The sequence below is a fragment of the Nocardia sp. NPDC050713 genome, from assembly GCF_040654315.1.
Taxonomy (GTDB): domain Bacteria; phylum Actinomycetota; class Actinomycetes; order Mycobacteriales; family Mycobacteriaceae; genus Nocardia.
In genome coordinates this window covers 496,036-510,431 of the sequence record NZ_JBFAHS010000003.1, presented here as the reverse complement: position 1 = coordinate 510,431, position 14,396 = coordinate 496,036, and the positions used below count along the sequence as shown (strand labels likewise).

The 14,396-nt window shown below is 69.4% G+C and carries 15 protein-coding genes; 9 read left to right on the top strand and 6 right to left on the bottom strand.

Annotated elements, in window-relative coordinates:
• The first annotated feature begins 6 nt into the window (after positions 1-6).
• Together AB0H49_RS08890 and AB0H49_RS08885 are read left to right on the top strand one after the other, a co-directional pair.
• On the top strand, positions 7-1,359 hold the full coding sequence (locus AB0H49_RS08890; RefSeq protein ID WP_357248966.1) for an MFS transporter: 1,353 nt from the start codon (positions 7-9) through the stop codon (positions 1,357-1,359).
• Between the two features lie 62 nt (positions 1,360-1,421).
• Positions 1,422-1,694 (top strand): DUF2283 domain-containing protein, encoded by a 273-nt coding sequence (locus AB0H49_RS08885; RefSeq protein WP_355002503.1) that lies wholly within the window; start codon positions 1,422-1,424, stop codon positions 1,692-1,694.
• 541 nt (positions 1,695-2,235) lie between these two features.
• On the opposite strand, the gene AB0H49_RS08880 is transcribed toward AB0H49_RS08885, so the two are convergent.
• The 4 genes from AB0H49_RS08880 to AB0H49_RS08865 form a co-directional block, all read right to left on the bottom strand.
• Positions 2,236-2,748, bottom strand: a complete 513-nt coding sequence (locus AB0H49_RS08880) for a M15 family metallopeptidase (protein WP_357248963.1) — start codon at positions 2,746-2,748, stop codon at positions 2,236-2,238.
• A gap of 671 nt (positions 2,749-3,419) precedes the next feature.
• Positions 3,420-3,608 (bottom strand): hypothetical protein, encoded by a 189-nt coding sequence (locus AB0H49_RS08875; protein WP_355002501.1) that lies wholly within the window; start codon positions 3,606-3,608, stop codon positions 3,420-3,422.
• A gap of 142 nt (positions 3,609-3,750) precedes the next feature.
• The gene (locus AB0H49_RS08870; protein WP_355002500.1) at positions 3,751-4,146 is read right to left on the bottom strand and encodes a hypothetical protein; all 396 of its coding nucleotides are present in this window, start codon (positions 4,144-4,146) and stop codon (positions 3,751-3,753) included.
• Positions 4,147-4,320: 174 nt separating this feature from the next.
• Positions 4,321-5,997: a fumarate hydratase gene (locus AB0H49_RS08865; protein ID WP_357248959.1), complete on the bottom strand. Its 1,677-nt coding sequence runs from the start codon at positions 5,995-5,997 to the stop codon at positions 4,321-4,323.
• Positions 5,998-6,321: 324 nt separating this feature from the next.
• Between AB0H49_RS08865 and AB0H49_RS08860 the strand changes: the two genes are divergently transcribed.
• Positions 6,322-6,789 (top strand): MarR family winged helix-turn-helix transcriptional regulator, encoded by a 468-nt coding sequence (locus AB0H49_RS08860; protein WP_355002498.1) that lies wholly within the window; start codon positions 6,322-6,324, stop codon positions 6,787-6,789.
• A gap of 6 nt (positions 6,790-6,795) precedes the next feature.
• On the opposite strand, the gene mftD is transcribed toward AB0H49_RS08860, so the two are convergent.
• Both mftD and mftE read right to left on the bottom strand, forming a co-directional pair.
• On the bottom strand, positions 6,796-8,004 hold the full coding sequence (mftD, locus tag AB0H49_RS08855; protein WP_357248954.1) for a pre-mycofactocin synthase MftD: 1,209 nt from the start codon (positions 8,002-8,004) through the stop codon (positions 6,796-6,798).
• A 3-nt stretch (positions 8,005-8,007) separates the two neighbouring features.
• Entirely contained in the window at positions 8,008-8,709 is a 702-nt protein-coding gene (gene mftE, locus AB0H49_RS08850) for a mycofactocin biosynthesis peptidyl-dipeptidase MftE (protein ID WP_355002496.1), read from the bottom strand.
• Between the two features lie 86 nt (positions 8,710-8,795).
• Between mftE and mftR the strand changes: the two genes are divergently transcribed.
• From mftR to AB0H49_RS08820, 6 genes are all read left to right on the top strand, one after another.
• The gene (gene mftR, locus AB0H49_RS08845) at positions 8,796-9,392 is read left to right on the top strand and encodes a mycofactocin system transcriptional regulator (RefSeq protein WP_355002495.1); all 597 of its coding nucleotides are present in this window, start codon (positions 8,796-8,798) and stop codon (positions 9,390-9,392) included.
• A gap of 124 nt (positions 9,393-9,516) precedes the next feature.
• Positions 9,517-10,422 (top strand): STAS domain-containing protein, encoded by a 906-nt coding sequence (locus AB0H49_RS08840; protein ID WP_141810165.1) that lies wholly within the window; start codon positions 9,517-9,519, stop codon positions 10,420-10,422.
• Between the two features lie 13 nt (positions 10,423-10,435).
• Entirely contained in the window at positions 10,436-10,825 is a 390-nt protein-coding gene (locus tag AB0H49_RS08835; protein ID WP_067781095.1) for an STAS domain-containing protein, read from the top strand.
• Positions 10,815-11,228: an anti-sigma regulatory factor gene (locus tag AB0H49_RS08830; protein ID WP_141811885.1), complete on the top strand. Its 414-nt coding sequence runs from the start codon at positions 10,815-10,817 to the stop codon at positions 11,226-11,228. Before AB0H49_RS08835 ends, AB0H49_RS08830 begins: the two co-directional genes overlap by 11 nt.
• On the top strand, positions 11,221-11,856 hold the full coding sequence (locus AB0H49_RS08825; protein WP_355002494.1) for a SpoIIE family protein phosphatase: 636 nt from the start codon (positions 11,221-11,223) through the stop codon (positions 11,854-11,856). The genes AB0H49_RS08830 and AB0H49_RS08825 overlap by 8 nt, the downstream gene beginning before the upstream one ends.
• Positions 11,857-11,905: 49 nt before the next feature.
• Positions 11,906-14,338, top strand: coding sequence for a SpoIIE family protein phosphatase (locus tag AB0H49_RS08820; protein ID WP_357248949.1), 2,433 nt, complete (start codon positions 11,906-11,908; stop codon positions 14,336-14,338).
• Positions 14,339-14,396: the final 58 nt, after the last annotated feature.

The following is a 14,396-nucleotide window of genomic DNA, read 5'->3' as shown; positions in this document are numbered from 1 at the left end:
ATCGCAGTGACCTCTGTTCCACCCCGCTCCACCGCCGTGTCCGCACCGCGCAGGGTCGCCGCCGCGACCCTGGTCGGCACCACACTCGAGTGGTACGACTTCATGCTCTACGGCACGGCGTCGGCGCTGATCTTCGGCAAGCAGTTCTTTCCCTCGCTGAGCCCGGCCGCGGGCACCCTCGCGGCGTTCAGCACGTTCGCCGTCGGTTTCGGCGCGCGCCCGATCGGCGGGCTGCTGTTCGGGCACTTCGGCGACCGGTTTGGGCGACGCACCACGCTGGTGGTGTCGCTGATTCTGATGGGCGTGAGCTCGACACTGATCGGCCTGCTGCCCGCCTACGCGAGCATCGGGTTCTGGGCGCCGGTGCTGCTGGTCGTGCTGCGACTGGCGCAGGGCGTCGGTCTCGGCGGCGAGGGTGCGGGCGCGACCGTACTCTCCATCGAGCACGCGCCGCCGGGGCGGCTCAACCGATATGCGAGCTTCCCGCAGATGGGCACGCCCGCAGGGCTGATCCTGGCCAACGCGATGTTCCTCGGCACGAGCGCGCTGCTGTCCGATGCGGCGTTCCTGTCCTGGGGCTGGCGGATTCCGTTCCTGCTCAGCGTGATTCTCGTGGTCGTCGGGCTGGTGGTGCGGCTGCGCGTCACCGAGTCCGAGGAGTACGCGGGGCTGCTGCGACGCGGCGAGGTGTCGGCGTTTCCGCTGCGCGACGCGCTGCGCGTCGGATTGCCGCGGCTGACGCTGATCTTGCTGGCGGCGGTGGCGACCTCGGCCGTGGTGTACATCTTCATGGTCTTCACGCTCACCTACGGGACCAAGACGCTGGGGTTCAACAGGGACTTCCTGCTGGCGGGCGTCATCGTGGCCGCCGTCGTGTGGTGCGCCACCATGCCGCTGTGGGGCGCGCTCGGCGATCGGATCGGCACCGCACGGGTCTTCCTCGCGGGCACCGCGGCGCTGCTCGCGTGGTGCGCGGTCTACTTCCCGCTGCTGAACACCGGCGATCGGGTCGTGGTCTTCCTGGCGCTGATCGGGATGGGCGTTGTCCTGCCGATCAGCCACAGCGTGGGCGGCATCATCATCGCGGATCTGTTCCCCGCCGCGGTGCGGTACTCGGGGACATCGCTGATCGTTCAGATCTCCGTCATTCTCGGCGGCGGACTCGCGCCGCTCATCGCGACGGCGCTGTGGACCGCTGGCGCCGGGTCCGGTGCGATCGCCTGGTATGTCGTCGCGGTCTGCGCGATCAGCCTGACCAGCACGTTCGTCCTGTTCTGGGTGTTGCCGCGGCACGCGAGCCGCACCGTGGCACGAGCGGCGTCGACCGAACCCGAGGCCGAGCCCGCACCGGTGCGCTGACCACCGCGCGGGCGACCGGGCTACGGCTCGCGACTCGGCGGTCCGGCCGGATCGGAGTTACCGTGAAGTGCTCACGACCGAACGGCGACGCGACGGAGGACCCGGACATGCACATGACCTACGACCCGGCCGCCGACGCCGCGTATTTCACCATCGCCGACGAGGTGGCGCCCGGTGAGGCGACCCGGCAGATCGTCACCCCGGTCGAGGGCGGAACCGTGGTTCTCGACTTCAGCGCTTCCGGCACCCTGCTCGGCTTCGAGGTTCTGGGCGCGCAGCGCATCGTCCCGACCGAAGTCCTCGGCCGGGCCCCGACTCCGCCGACGCACTCCTGAGTGATCGAACCTGAACCCGTCCCAGCGCGGACGAACCGCAGCGCATTCCCGAGGTGACACGTCTCGGCCCGTCTCGACGTGGACGAGTAGCGCACGTCACGCCAGCGGGTGCGGAATAGATCCGCGCGGCGGCCCGTTGAAGCTCACCGTCGGCGTCCGGACAGCCCCGGGCCGCACCCCTTTCAGTCGCTTCGAGCGACCACTCGCCGAGAGGCGCTTGTGGGACGTCGGCACCCCGTTCGTGGCACCGTTCGCCGGTGCCGGGGGACTGAGCGCCGCCGGGTGATCCTGGCGGCGTTTCGCGTTTCCGGGCCTGTCCCCGGCACGAGTTTCGGCGGTCGCCGACGGCCGGGTCGAACCGGTCGCAGTGTTCGCCGTTGGCCGGGCCGCACCCGGTAACACTGTTCGCCGGAGGCCTGGCCACACCCAGACACACTGTTCGCCAGAGGCCACGCCACACCCAGACACAGCGTTCACCGGAGGCCGGGCCACACCCAGTCACAGCGTCGCCCAACGTCTGGGTTGCAGTGTCGGCCAAGTCCTAGCGTTCGCTGGCGTCCGTGCGCGGCGTCGGGCAGGCGCCGCCGGGGACGGTGGCGACTTCGAAGTGCCACCATTCGTTCGCATAGGTGAGACAGAGACCCCAGCGGTTCCCGTGTTCTCGGAGCCACTGCGCACCCTCCTGCGGACCGACGTCGACGGCCTGACCCGCGACGTGGGTCGACTCCTCGGGCGGCAGCACCCAGCGGCGCGCCTCCTCGGGGCTGCCGTAGGTGGCGATGCCGTCCTCCCACATCGCCTGCTGCTCGGCGTAGCCGCGGTGACCCGAGTTGATCCACAGCGGAACGTCTTCGGCGTGCGCCGCGTTCTCGGCGAGGGTGTAGGCCACCGCGAGCACCGGATCGAGTCCCTCGGTGCCCGCGGCCGAACCGACGACCTCCCATTGTCCGGCCGGGGCCGCCAGCGCCTGCGGTGCGGCAGTGCTCCCGATCGCGGCCGCCGCCAGTACGCCGACCGCCATCCCCTTCCCGATGCCCTCACTCCACAGCAGCATGGGCGCCATAGTAGTGGCGGGCCACCACCCGCTCCCCGGCTCGGAACGATCGGGAGATCCACAACACACTCGGCGTCGATTGCGATGCGGCACCTGGCAAACCGGTCCCGTGCGGCACCCGACACCACACCATTCCAACCGGGTCTCGATCTCGGCGCGCCATAGGGTTCGGCATCCCCCACCCGACTCCCATCACCCGCGCAGCAGTCGGAACCCGCGAACCGAGAAAGAAAATGGTTGCCCGACAAGCACTTCGGCTGCACCACCGCTCCAGTCGAAGCCACTCCTCTCCGCTCGGCAGCGAAAGGGCGGCTGCCCGGGCGGCGAGCCGATACTGGACGGTCCTTTCGAGCACACCCCCGGAGCGGCACCGGTACGACCTCACCATCACCGCCGGAAACCTGCAGTCCATGCCAACTCAGGGTTCACACCGACGATTTCGTGTGTATTACCTGTGGAGAGAAACCCGGCGAGCCGCCTCCCGACCTCCCGAATCCACAGGCGTGTGGATAACCAGCAGTGATAGCGAACGGCTACATCCCGGCCCCAGATCGCCCCATCCGATCCCCAATCCGCTTGCCCGCCAATCCCACTATCCACAGGAAAGATCGCTGTCCACATAGTTATCCAGTGCTGTGGATCACAGTCGAGTGGGCGCTGCTACCAATCCCCTACTGCGCCCGGACGACCCGCACCAGCTCGCCGTCGATGTACTCCAATCGGACACGGTCACCGACCCCGACCGGAACATCGGTCTCCACCAGGACATCTCGAACCGCGACGCGTTCACAGGTCTCGGTGATCACTTCGCCGAAGCCGCCGTCGGAATCCGGGATCCAGGTCTGCACGATCGCCCACATCGGACCGACCCTACGCGCCGGACGAGCCGGAGCGATTTGTCCGAATACTCCGCGCCGCGAGCCTTTTTCGCGGCCCCGAAACAAAGATGCGCCGAGGCCCGCGAACGGCCTCGGCGCAGCGACCAACCGGTCGGCTTTCCGGCTAGATCGGCTCGCCCCGCTGAATCGCTTCGGCGGCTTGACGATTGCGACCGATCCTGGCGCCGATCTCCACCCCGTACTCCCGCGCGTACGCGAGCGCGGTATGGATCTTCCGGGACTGCAGATCGGCTTGCCCGCTCAGCACGGTGATCCGTTGTTCCACCGGACCCTCCAACTCGAGCAGCCGGGCGACCACCTCCCAGATCTCCGGCCCGGCGGCCAGCGCGGCCCGCCGGTCGTGGATCGGCCCACGGAACACGATCCCCGGGTGCTCCAACTGGTCGACCCCCTCCCGAATCAACCTGTTCAGCAGTGCGGTCGAACTGGTTCCCTCCTGCGCGGCGCGCGCGACAAGCCGTCGCCCGGCCGATTCCGAGACGCGAAACGACGTACTCATTGCCCTCCTCGCTCGAAATTCATCGACCTACCCCGCTAAGGGTGCCTCGGGAGGGCGGCGATGCCACACCGGTGATCATGGTGACATCGCCATGTCCGCACGTCCCGCCCGACACCGCGCGGCGAAGTCAGCCGACCGCCTCGCGCCGCCGGTGAGCAGGGGGAACCGGGCGTCTCAGACCCGTTCCTTGGACCGGGTGCGCACCCGCAGCGCGATGGGCTTCTGGGTCTCGGCGAAGAAGTCGTTGCCCTTGTCGTCGACGACGATGAACGCCGGGAAGTCCTCGACTTCGATCTTCCAGACCGCCTCCATACCCAGCTCCGGGTATTCCAGCACCTCGACCGACTTGATGCAGTCCAGCGCGAGCCGGGCCGCCGGGCCGCCGATGGAGCCGAGGTAGAAACCGCCGTGCTCCTTGCACGCCTTGGTGACCTGCGCCGAGCGGTTGCCCTTGGCCAGCATGACGAACGATCCGCCCGCGGCCTGGAACTGATCGACGTAGGAGTCCATCCGGCCCGCGGTGGTCGGGCCGAAGGAACCGGAGGCGTAGCCGTCGGGGGTCTTGGCCGGACCCGCGTAGTACACGGCCATGTCACGCAGGTACTCGGGCATCGGCTCGCCCGCGTCCAGCCGCTCCTTGATCTTGGCGTGCGCGATGTCGCGGGCGACGACCAGCGGACCGGTCAGCGAAAGCCGGGTCTTGACAGGGTATTTCGACAGTTCCGCGCGGATCTCCGACATCGGCCGGTTGAGGTCGATCTTCACCACGTCGCCGCCGAGGATCTCGTCGGTCTGCTCCGGCAGGTACTGCGCGGGCTCGCGCTCGAGCTGCTCCAGGAACACGCCCTCCGGGGTGATCTTGGCCAGCGCCTGCCGGTCGGCCGAGCAGGACACCGCGATCGCGACCGGGCAGCTGGCGCCGTGTCGCGGCAGCCGCACCACGCGTACGTCGTGACAGAAGTACTTGCCGCCGAACTGGGCGCCGATCCCGAACTCCTGGGTGAGCTTGAAGACCTCTTCCTCGAGCTCCAGGTCGCGGAAGGCGTGCGCGGCGAGCGAGCCCTCGGTGGGCAGGTTGTCCAGGTAGTGCGCCGAGGCGTACTTGGCGGTCTTGAGCGCGAATTCGGCGCTGGTGCCGCCGATCACGACCGCGAGGTGGTAGGGCGGGCAGGCCGCGGTGCCCAGCGAGCGGATCTTCTCGTCCAGGAACTCCAGCATGCGCGTGGGGTTCAGGATGGCCTTGGTCTCCTGGTAGAGGAAGGACTTGTTGGCCGAACCGCCGCCCTTGGCCATGAACAGGAACTTGTAGGACGGGTGCGCGGGATCGCCCTGGGTGGAGTACAACTCGATCTGCGCGGGCAGGTTCGAGCCGGTGTTCTTCTCGTCCCACATGGTGATCGGAGCCAGCTGCGAGTAGCGCAGGTTCAGCTTGGTGTAGGCGTCGTACACGCCTCGGCTGATCCACTCGGCGTCGTCCACGCCGGTCAGCACGCCCTCGGACTTCTTGCCCATGACGATCGCGGTGCCGGTGTCCTGGCACATCGGCAGGATGCCGCCCGCGGAGATGTTGACGTTCTTGAGCAGGTCGAGCGCGACGAAGCGGTCGTTGCCCGAGGACTCCGGGTCATCGATGATCTTGCGCAGCTGGCCGAGGTGCGCGGGGCGCAGGTAGTGGCTGATGTCGTGCATCGCCTCGGTGGTCAGCAGGCGCAGCGCCTCGGGATCGACCTGCAGGAACGTGCGTCCGTTGTGCTCGAAGGTGCTGACGCCCTCGGTGGTCAGCAGCCGGTACGGCGTGTCGTCGGCGCCGGTCGGCAGCAGATCTGAATAGCGGAACTCCGGGGCGGTCACGGATCGCACTCCTTCGGGTGAGGCTGGGGCTCGAGCGGACCAGCGGCCACAGGCGGCCCGAGCCCGGCTGGTCACAAGCACAGGGAGCCTATCCACGGGCCGCGACCGACTCCGGGTTAGGCAAACCTAATAGTGCTGGCGGACACAGTGACCCACACCCGACCCTCGGCACAGGACGCAAGGCCCCGGGTCTCCCATTGGTAAGCAGCACAAAAGGTTGCACGTTCAACCCCGGTGGTGCTACCTGTCAGATCCGAAGTTTGTCGCGCTCGACACGACCACAGCGAGGCAATGTAGATGACACGTCAGAGTTTGGAGGCTGTCGTGACCGATCCGCAGTGGCTCGACGATGTGGAAATGCGGGCCTGGCTGGGATTCGTGCGCACGCGCGACCTCATCGCGGCCGCCGTGGGGCGCGACTCCTCCCGGGAGTCGAACCTCACCTACGTCGAGTACTCGGTGCTTGCCAACCTCGCCGGCTCCGACGACCACCGGCTCACCTTCGCCGATCTGGCCGAGGCGCTGGAGTGGTCGCAGAGCAGGCTCTCGCACCAGATCACCCGGATGGAGAAGCGCGGGCTGGTGGTGCGCGAGCCGATTCCCGACGACGCCCGCCGCACCGCCGCGCGACTCACCCCGCGCGGCGCCGATGTGCTCGGCACCGCCGCGCCCGCGCACGTGCGCAGCGTGCGCAGGCACATGATCGACGCGCTCGACCGCGAACAGCTCAGCGCGCTGGCCGACATCTACGACACGCTGCTCGCGCACCACCGGCGGCAGCCGCCGAGCTGAGCGACCTCAGGCCGAGGCGGGCACCACCTTCGCCGTCGAGCGCTGCGGAACACCGAGCGCTCGTTCGAAACCGTTGGGCACCACCAGATCGTCACGGTCCAAGTCGGTGACGGCCGTCTTGCGCAAGCCGAGCAGCGCCGAGTCGATGCCGCCGCGCAGGATGTCGAGCACGTTCTCCACGCCCGCCTGTCCGTTGGCGGCGAGGCCCCAGAGGTAGGCGCGGCCGATCATCACCGCGCGTGCGCCAAGCGCCACGGCTTTGACGACGTCGCTGCCGCGGCGGATGCCGCCGTCGAGGACGACTTCGATCTGGCCGCCGACGGCGTCCGCGATGACCGGCAGCGCGCGGATGGCGGCCGGGGTGCCGTCCAGGTTGTTGCCGCCGTGGTTGGAGACCGAGATGGCGGTGACGCCCGCGTCGACCGCGCGCTGCGCGTCGTCGACCCGCATCACGCCCTTGAGCATCACCGGACCGTCCCACTGCTCGACGATCCAGCGCACGTCGTCCCAGTCCGGCGCGGGCGTGCCCATCCACTCGCCGTAGGCGCCGAAGAAGCCGGGCGCCGGGCCGTCGCCCACCGCCATATTGGGCGCGGTGAGATCGGGAATGTGCCCGGAGCGGACGTAGGTCGCCAGCCAGCGCGGACGAGCCAGGGTCTGCGGCGCGAACTTCAACATGGTGCGCAGATCCAGCTTCTCCGGGATCACCGGGCTGCCCCAGTCGCGGCCGTGCGAGAACGACCAGTCCAGCGTCAGGATGAGCCCGACCGCGCCCGCCGCCTTCGCCCTCGCCATGCGCTGCAGGATCTCGTCCTTGCCGCCGCACCAGTAGAGCTGGAAGAAGGTGGCCGGATTCGCCGCGATCACTTCCTCGATCGGCTTGCTGGCGAAAGAGCTGAGCCCCATGGCGATACCGCGTGCGGCGGCGGCCCGCGCCACGGCCACCTCACCGTCGGGATGCACGGCCTGCACACCGGTCGGCGAGATCAGCACCGGCATCGACAGCTGCTGGCCCAGCACCGAGGTCGATTGGTCGCGCTCGCCGATCGGACCGGCGCAGTGCGGCGCGAAACCGAGTTCGGTGAAGGCCTGCTGGTTCTCGTCGATGGTCTGACCGCGCTCGGAACCGGCGATCAGCGCGCCGTACACCGATTTCGGCAGCCGCTTCTTCGCGCGACGCTGCGCCTCGGCGACGGTTTCGAACCAGGGATTCATGAGCTAAGTCCTTTCGGGGACGGCCACCGGCCACCAGTGCCGGGTTCTCTCGGTCAGGTCGTCGGTCAGCCGGGCGAGCAGGGCGCGCCCCTCCTCCGCGTGCGCGCCAGCGGGATCGCCGAGCACGCCGTTCGGGCTCACCGCGCGCACTCCCCCGGCGCGCAGCAGCGGCAGCAACTCGGCGAGCGAGCGGGTGTCGCCCTTCTCCGCGCGGTCCGCGCGCACCAGGTCGGGGCGCAGCGCCAGCTGCAGCGCGGTCTCGGCGCGGCCTGCGTGCAGACCGCCCGGATAGCTGGGCAGATGAACCCGGACGTCACGCGATTCGCTGCGCAGCAGCTCCTCTGCGCGGCGTAGCGGTTCCAGGTTGCCGCCGTGCCCGCTCACCACGAGGACGCGGTCGAAGGTGTCGGTGGCCGAGCGGCACAGCTCCACGATCAGCAGCTCCAGCGCGGCCTGCCCGATGGAGAGGGTGCCCGCGAAGCCCGCGTGCTCGCCGCTGGATCCGTACGGAATCGCGGGCGCCACAAGGACATCCGTGCGCGCGGCAGCCAACCGCGCGCAGAGCGCGGCGGCGATGTCGGTGTCGGTGGACAGCGGCAGGTGCGGCCCGTGCTGCTCGGTCGCGCCGACCGGCACGGCGAGGATCGCGCCGGCGGCGGCGCGTTCGCCCGCCTCCGGCCATGTGAGATCCGCCATGGTGCCCATGTCGGCGAGATTAACGTCACAGGCTGACAAAATCAATACTTTCAGTGACTGACAAAAATCGGCGCCGCAGCGGACATAATGGCTCCGTGACGACGACGCGGACCACCCGGGGCCGGCCCCGCGGCACCACCAAGCGCGAGCTCGAGGTCATCGCCATGCGCCTGTTCACCGAGCAGGGCTTCGACGACACCACCGTCGACCAGATCGCCGCCGCCGCGGGCATCAGCGGGCGCACCTTCTTCCGCTACTTCCCCACCAAGGCCGAGGTGCTCTGGCACCAGTTCGACGACGAGGTCGCCGCGCTGCGCGCGGACTTCGCGACGGTGCCCGACGACGTGCCGATGATGACGGCCGTGCGCCGAGTCGTGGTGAACGCCAACCGTTATCGCGCCGAAGACGTGCCCGAGTTGCGCAATCGCATGCACCTGATCGCCACCGTGCCCGCGCTGGCCGCCACGGCGGGCGCGCACTACGACGCCTGGGAGCGGGCGGTGAGCGCGTTCGCCGGGCGACGACTCGGCGAACCCGAGGACGCGCTGATCCCGATGGCCGTCGGCCGCGCCACCCTCGCGGCGGCACGCGCGGCGTTCGACGCCTGGTTGCGCCGGGCGGACGCCGATCTCACCGTGTACCTGGAGGAGGCCCTGCTCGCACTGGAACGCGGATTCGTGGCGCGCACGTGAATTGCGCACGAGCAACCCGTAGGTTTCGGCGGCAATCGGGATGGGGTATGACTAGGCTCGGACTCGGCCACGGCCGAGCGCACGACGTTTACCGACCTACCCGTCGAAAGGGGCTGGAATTTCCATGTCCGAGGTGTCCATGAGCCTTTCGGCGGACTCGCTGGCCGCGGGACCGGTCGACAACCTGCTGCCGCAGCTGGTCGAGCACCTGCGCCAGAACCGCACCGCGCTGCGCGAGGAATGGGCGCGCCGCATCACAGACGCCCAGCTGCTCACCGCCATGACCCCGGAGGAGATCTTCTCCGAGGCCACCTCCATCTACGACAACTACGTCGAGGTGCTGGAGACCGGTAGCGTCGAAGCGCTGCAGGCATACGCGCGCGACCTGTCCGAGCGCATCATCCCGAGAGGAGTCGAGACCGACGAGGTCCTCGGCATCGTGCTCTTGCTACGAGATGTGCTGGCGCGCTCGCTCTTCGAGAAGTACCAGTCCAACTTCGAGCTGCTCAACCACGCGCTCGACGCCTACGAACCGGCCGCCAACCGCATCGCGAGCACCGTGGCCATCTCGTTCGTGCAGGAGCGCGAGCGCGTCATCCGCCAGCAGCAGGAAGCCATCCGCGAGCTGTCCACCCCGGTGCTCCAGGTCCGCGAGCAGCTGCTGATCCTGCCGATCATCGGCGTGCTGGACAGCCAGCGCGCCCGCCAGCTCACCGAACAGCTGCTGCGCGCCATCCGGCACAACCGCGCCAAGGTCGTCGTCATCGACATCACCGGTGTGCCGACGATCGACTCCACCGTCGCCAACCACCTGGTGCAGACCGTCGACGCCTCCGGCCTGATGGGCGCCAGCGTGATCATCACCGGCCTCTCCTCGGAGATCGCGCTGACCCTGGTCACCATCGGCCTGGACCTGTCGAAGATGAACGCGGTCGGCGACCTCCAGGGCGGTATCGAGGAAGCCGAACGCCTGCTCGGCTACGAGGTGACCCGGGTGACCGATCGGGTTTCCGAACGCGACGGACGCTGATCGAGTCCCTGCGATGCCGGTACCTATTCTCAAGCAGGGCACCTATCTCATCGCGTCGGTTCAGTCCGCACTGACCGACGCCGATACCGAGCGCCTGCAGGACGACCTGATGAAACAGGTCAGCAGATACCGAGCGCACGGCATCATCGTCGACGTGACGGCGATCGACGTGATGGACTCCTTCGCCGCGAGATCGCTGCGCACCATCGCGCACATGACCCAGTTGCGCGGGGCGGAGACCGTCATCGTCGGACTGCAACCCGAGGTCGCGTTCGCCATGGTGCAGCTAGGACTCACCTTCGAGGACATGCACACCGCCCTCGACCTCGAAGAAGGACTGGCATGGCTGGACCGAAAGTCTTCCGTACGCCGCCAGCGAGACGGTCGTGACAGTGGCCGCTGAGAACGTGGTGATCGCGGTCAAGCTGTCCAGCGACATCGTGACAGCACGACAAGCAGGACGAGAATTGGCAGCGAAGCTCGGCTTCTCCCTGACCGACTGCACCATGATCTCTACGGCCATCTCCGAAATCGCCCGCAACATCACCAGTTACGCGGGTACCGGTGAAATCCGCCTGTCCGTCGACGACCGCGAGGGCCGCCAAGCTCTCGTGGTCCAAGCGCGGGACCAAGGGCCGGGCATCCGCGACATTCCCCGCGCGCTGGAGGACGGCTATTCGACCGGCCGGGGCCTCGGCCTCGGACTACCCGGCGCGCGACGGCTGATGGATCGGCTCACGATCGACTCCGCGCCCGGTCGCGGCACGTTGGTGGAAATGTGGAAGTGGGTACCCAACGGTGCATGAAGACGGGTTCATCGGCCGAATCGAGTGGGCGGTGGCCGGTCGCGCGTTACCGGGCCAGCACATCTCCGGTGATCGCTGTGTCGTCCTGGACGCGGGCGGCGGCACGGTGCTGTTCGCCGTACTCGACGGGCTCGGCCACGGCGCCGCCGCCGCGGACGCGGCCGACCGTGCCGCCCAGGTGCTCGCCGAGAATCGTTCCGAGCCATTGGACGTGCTGATGGTGCTGTGTCATCGGGCCATGGCCGACACCCGCGGCGCGGCGGTGTCGCTGGCACTGTTCGACGACACCGACATCATCCGCTGGCTCGGCGTCGGCAATGTCGATTGCCGGGTGCTCTCCGCGAGCCCGGCCGGGCTGACCGTGCGCGCCGCGGTCCTGCAGACGGGAGGGATCGTGGGCTACCGGTTACCGCAGACCCTGCAACCGCAGACCGTGCAGGTGCGCGCGGGCGACCTGCTGCTGATGACCACCGACGGCATCGTCACCGAATCCGCCGAGGGCATCGACCTTTCCAGGTCCACGGCGGAGATCACCTCCGAGATCCTGTCCAGGCATGCCAAGGACACCGACGACGCCCTGGTGCTGGCCGCCCGGCACCGCGGCGGGACGACGAACGGGGCGTCATGACCGATGCAGCGGGGTGCAGGCGAGGCGGGGTCGTGATCGGCGGTCGCCCATGAGCACCGTGCTCGCCGAATTCCTGGACGCCTACGCCGCCGCGCTGCGCCGCCACCTGGCCGCCCCGAGTCAGGACAGCCTGTCCGAGGGCTACGACCTCGGCAGGCGCGCGCTGGTCGAGAGCATCAGCCTGCTCGATCTCACCGAGAACCACTTCCGGCTCGCCACCGAGGCCGAACAGGCCGAGTACGAGACCGGCGCCACCGCGGAGCCGCCGATCGACACCGCGGCCGAGCCACGAATCGACACCGCGGCCGAGCCGCTGATCGACACTGCGGCCGAGCCGCTGATCGACACCGCGGCCGAGCCGCTGATCGACACCGCCGCGGAGAGCGGTACCGCACCGCAACCGCGAATCGCCGAGACCGCACTCGAATTCCTCTTGCAGACCCTCGCCGCGCTGGACATCGCCACCCGCGGCTACCTCGACGGCACGCGCCGCTACGAGCAACAGCGTTCGCGCGCAGACGATCTCGCGGGCCGCGACGCCTTCCGCACCGCGCTCGTCGAATCGCTGCAGGACGGATTCTTCGTCGCCGACGCGCGCGGCACCATCGTCGAGGTCAACTCCGCCTTCGGCGCGCTCACCGGCTACGGCCCCGCGGACGTGCCGTACGCCGTGCCGCACCCGTGGTCGCTGCCCGCGGGGCCGCGCTATCCCGATCTGGGTACCGAGGCATTGCGTTTCGTGCTGCCGATCCGGCACCGCGACGGGCGGCAGCTGTGGTTGGCGGTGAGCACCAGCGCGCTGGTCAAGCCGGAGAACAACGAGCTGATCTACGTCGGCACCATCCGCGACGTCACCGCCGAGCACGACGCGCAGGCCCGCGACCAGGCCGCCTCCCGGCTGGCCACCGCGGTGGGCGCGGCGACCAGCGTGGTCGAGGTGCTCGCGGTCGGCCTCGACGAACTGCGGCGCACCGTCGGCGCCGAGTCCGCGGTGGTCACCGTGTGGCCGAGCCGCAATGCCGAGCCCGAGGTCTACGTCTCGGGGACCGTCGAGCCGTCGAGCGGTACGGGAGTCGAGACCGACCCCGCCGCGCTCGACCACTCCGCGCGCGCCCTGCTCGAACGTGCCCGGCGCAGGCCGCCGCGCAGCCTGTTCGCGATTCCGGAAGGCGCGGAGAGCTCCGAGGGGATCGTCGCCCCGCTCGGTGAAACCGGCGACGCCGCACTGTGGTTGCGCTTCGCCGCGCCGCGCGCCATCAGTGCCGCGGACTGGACGCTGTTCTCGCTGCTGATCGGGCACCTGAGTCTGGCGGTGCAGCGGGCGCGCAACTTCGATCAGGCCCGCGCCACCTCGCTCACCTTGCAGCGCGCCATGCTCGGTCCCATCGAACTGCCGCCGCGGTTCTCGGTGCACTACGAACCCGCCCTGCCGCCGCTGGAGATCGGCGGCGACTGGTACGACGTGGTGCCGCTGCGCGACGGCACCATCGGCGTCGTGGTCGGCGACTGCGTGGGCCGAGGGCTGTCGGCCGCCGTGGTGATGGGCCAATTGCGCTCGGCGGGAAGGGCTTTGCTGCTGCGCGGAGCCGGGCCCGCGCAGCTGCTCGCCGAACTCGACACGGTGGCGAGCCGCATTCCCGGCGCGATGTGCACCACGGTGTGCGCGGCCGTGCTCGATCCGGTGCGCGGACTGGTCCGCTACAGCAGCGCGGGCCACATGCCGCCCATCCTCGCCGACGTCGACAAGCCGGGCAGGCTGCTGGAGGGCGGGCGCTCGGTGCCGCTGGCCACCTTCGACATGCCGCGCCGCCCCGAGGCCACCACCGCGCTGACCCCGGGCTCGACGCTGGTGCTGTTCACCGACGGGCTGGTCGAGCAGCGTGGCGTCGACATCGACGACGGTTTCGCCAAGATCGCGGCCGTGCTCGCCGACACCGCGGGCAAGCTGCCGCGCGAGGTGGCCGACGCGGTGCTCTCCCGGCTGCGCCCGGCCGCCGGCTACGACGACGACGTCGCGATGGTGGTGTATCGGCAGCCGCCCGCGCCGCTGCGCTTGGACGTCCCCGCCGACGCCGACGAACTCTCCGGCATGCGCCGCAAGCTCAAGGCCTGGTTCGCCGCCGCGGCCGTGCCGCACGATCTGGCCTCCGACCTGGTCGCCGCTGCGAACGAGGCGTGCAGCAACAGCATCGAGCACGCCTACCGCAACGGCGCGGCCGCGACCGAACGGGTGCGGTTGAGCGCGGAATGCGACACCGAACGGGTGGTCATCGAGGTCACCGACACCGGGACATGGAAGCCGCGCTCGGCCGATCCCGGTCACCGCGGGCGCGGCATCGACATGATGCGCGCGCTCACCGAGGAACTGGAGATCGACCACAACGGACGGGGCACCCGCGTCCGCATGTCCATCACCCTGCCCGCGATCAAGTCGCCGGTGGCGAACCCGCTGCGCGGTGCCCACCGCCGAGTCGCCGGGTGACCCACCGCCGAGGCTTGCCACCTAGCCCCAGGGGAACCGATCACCGGGCCTCACCACC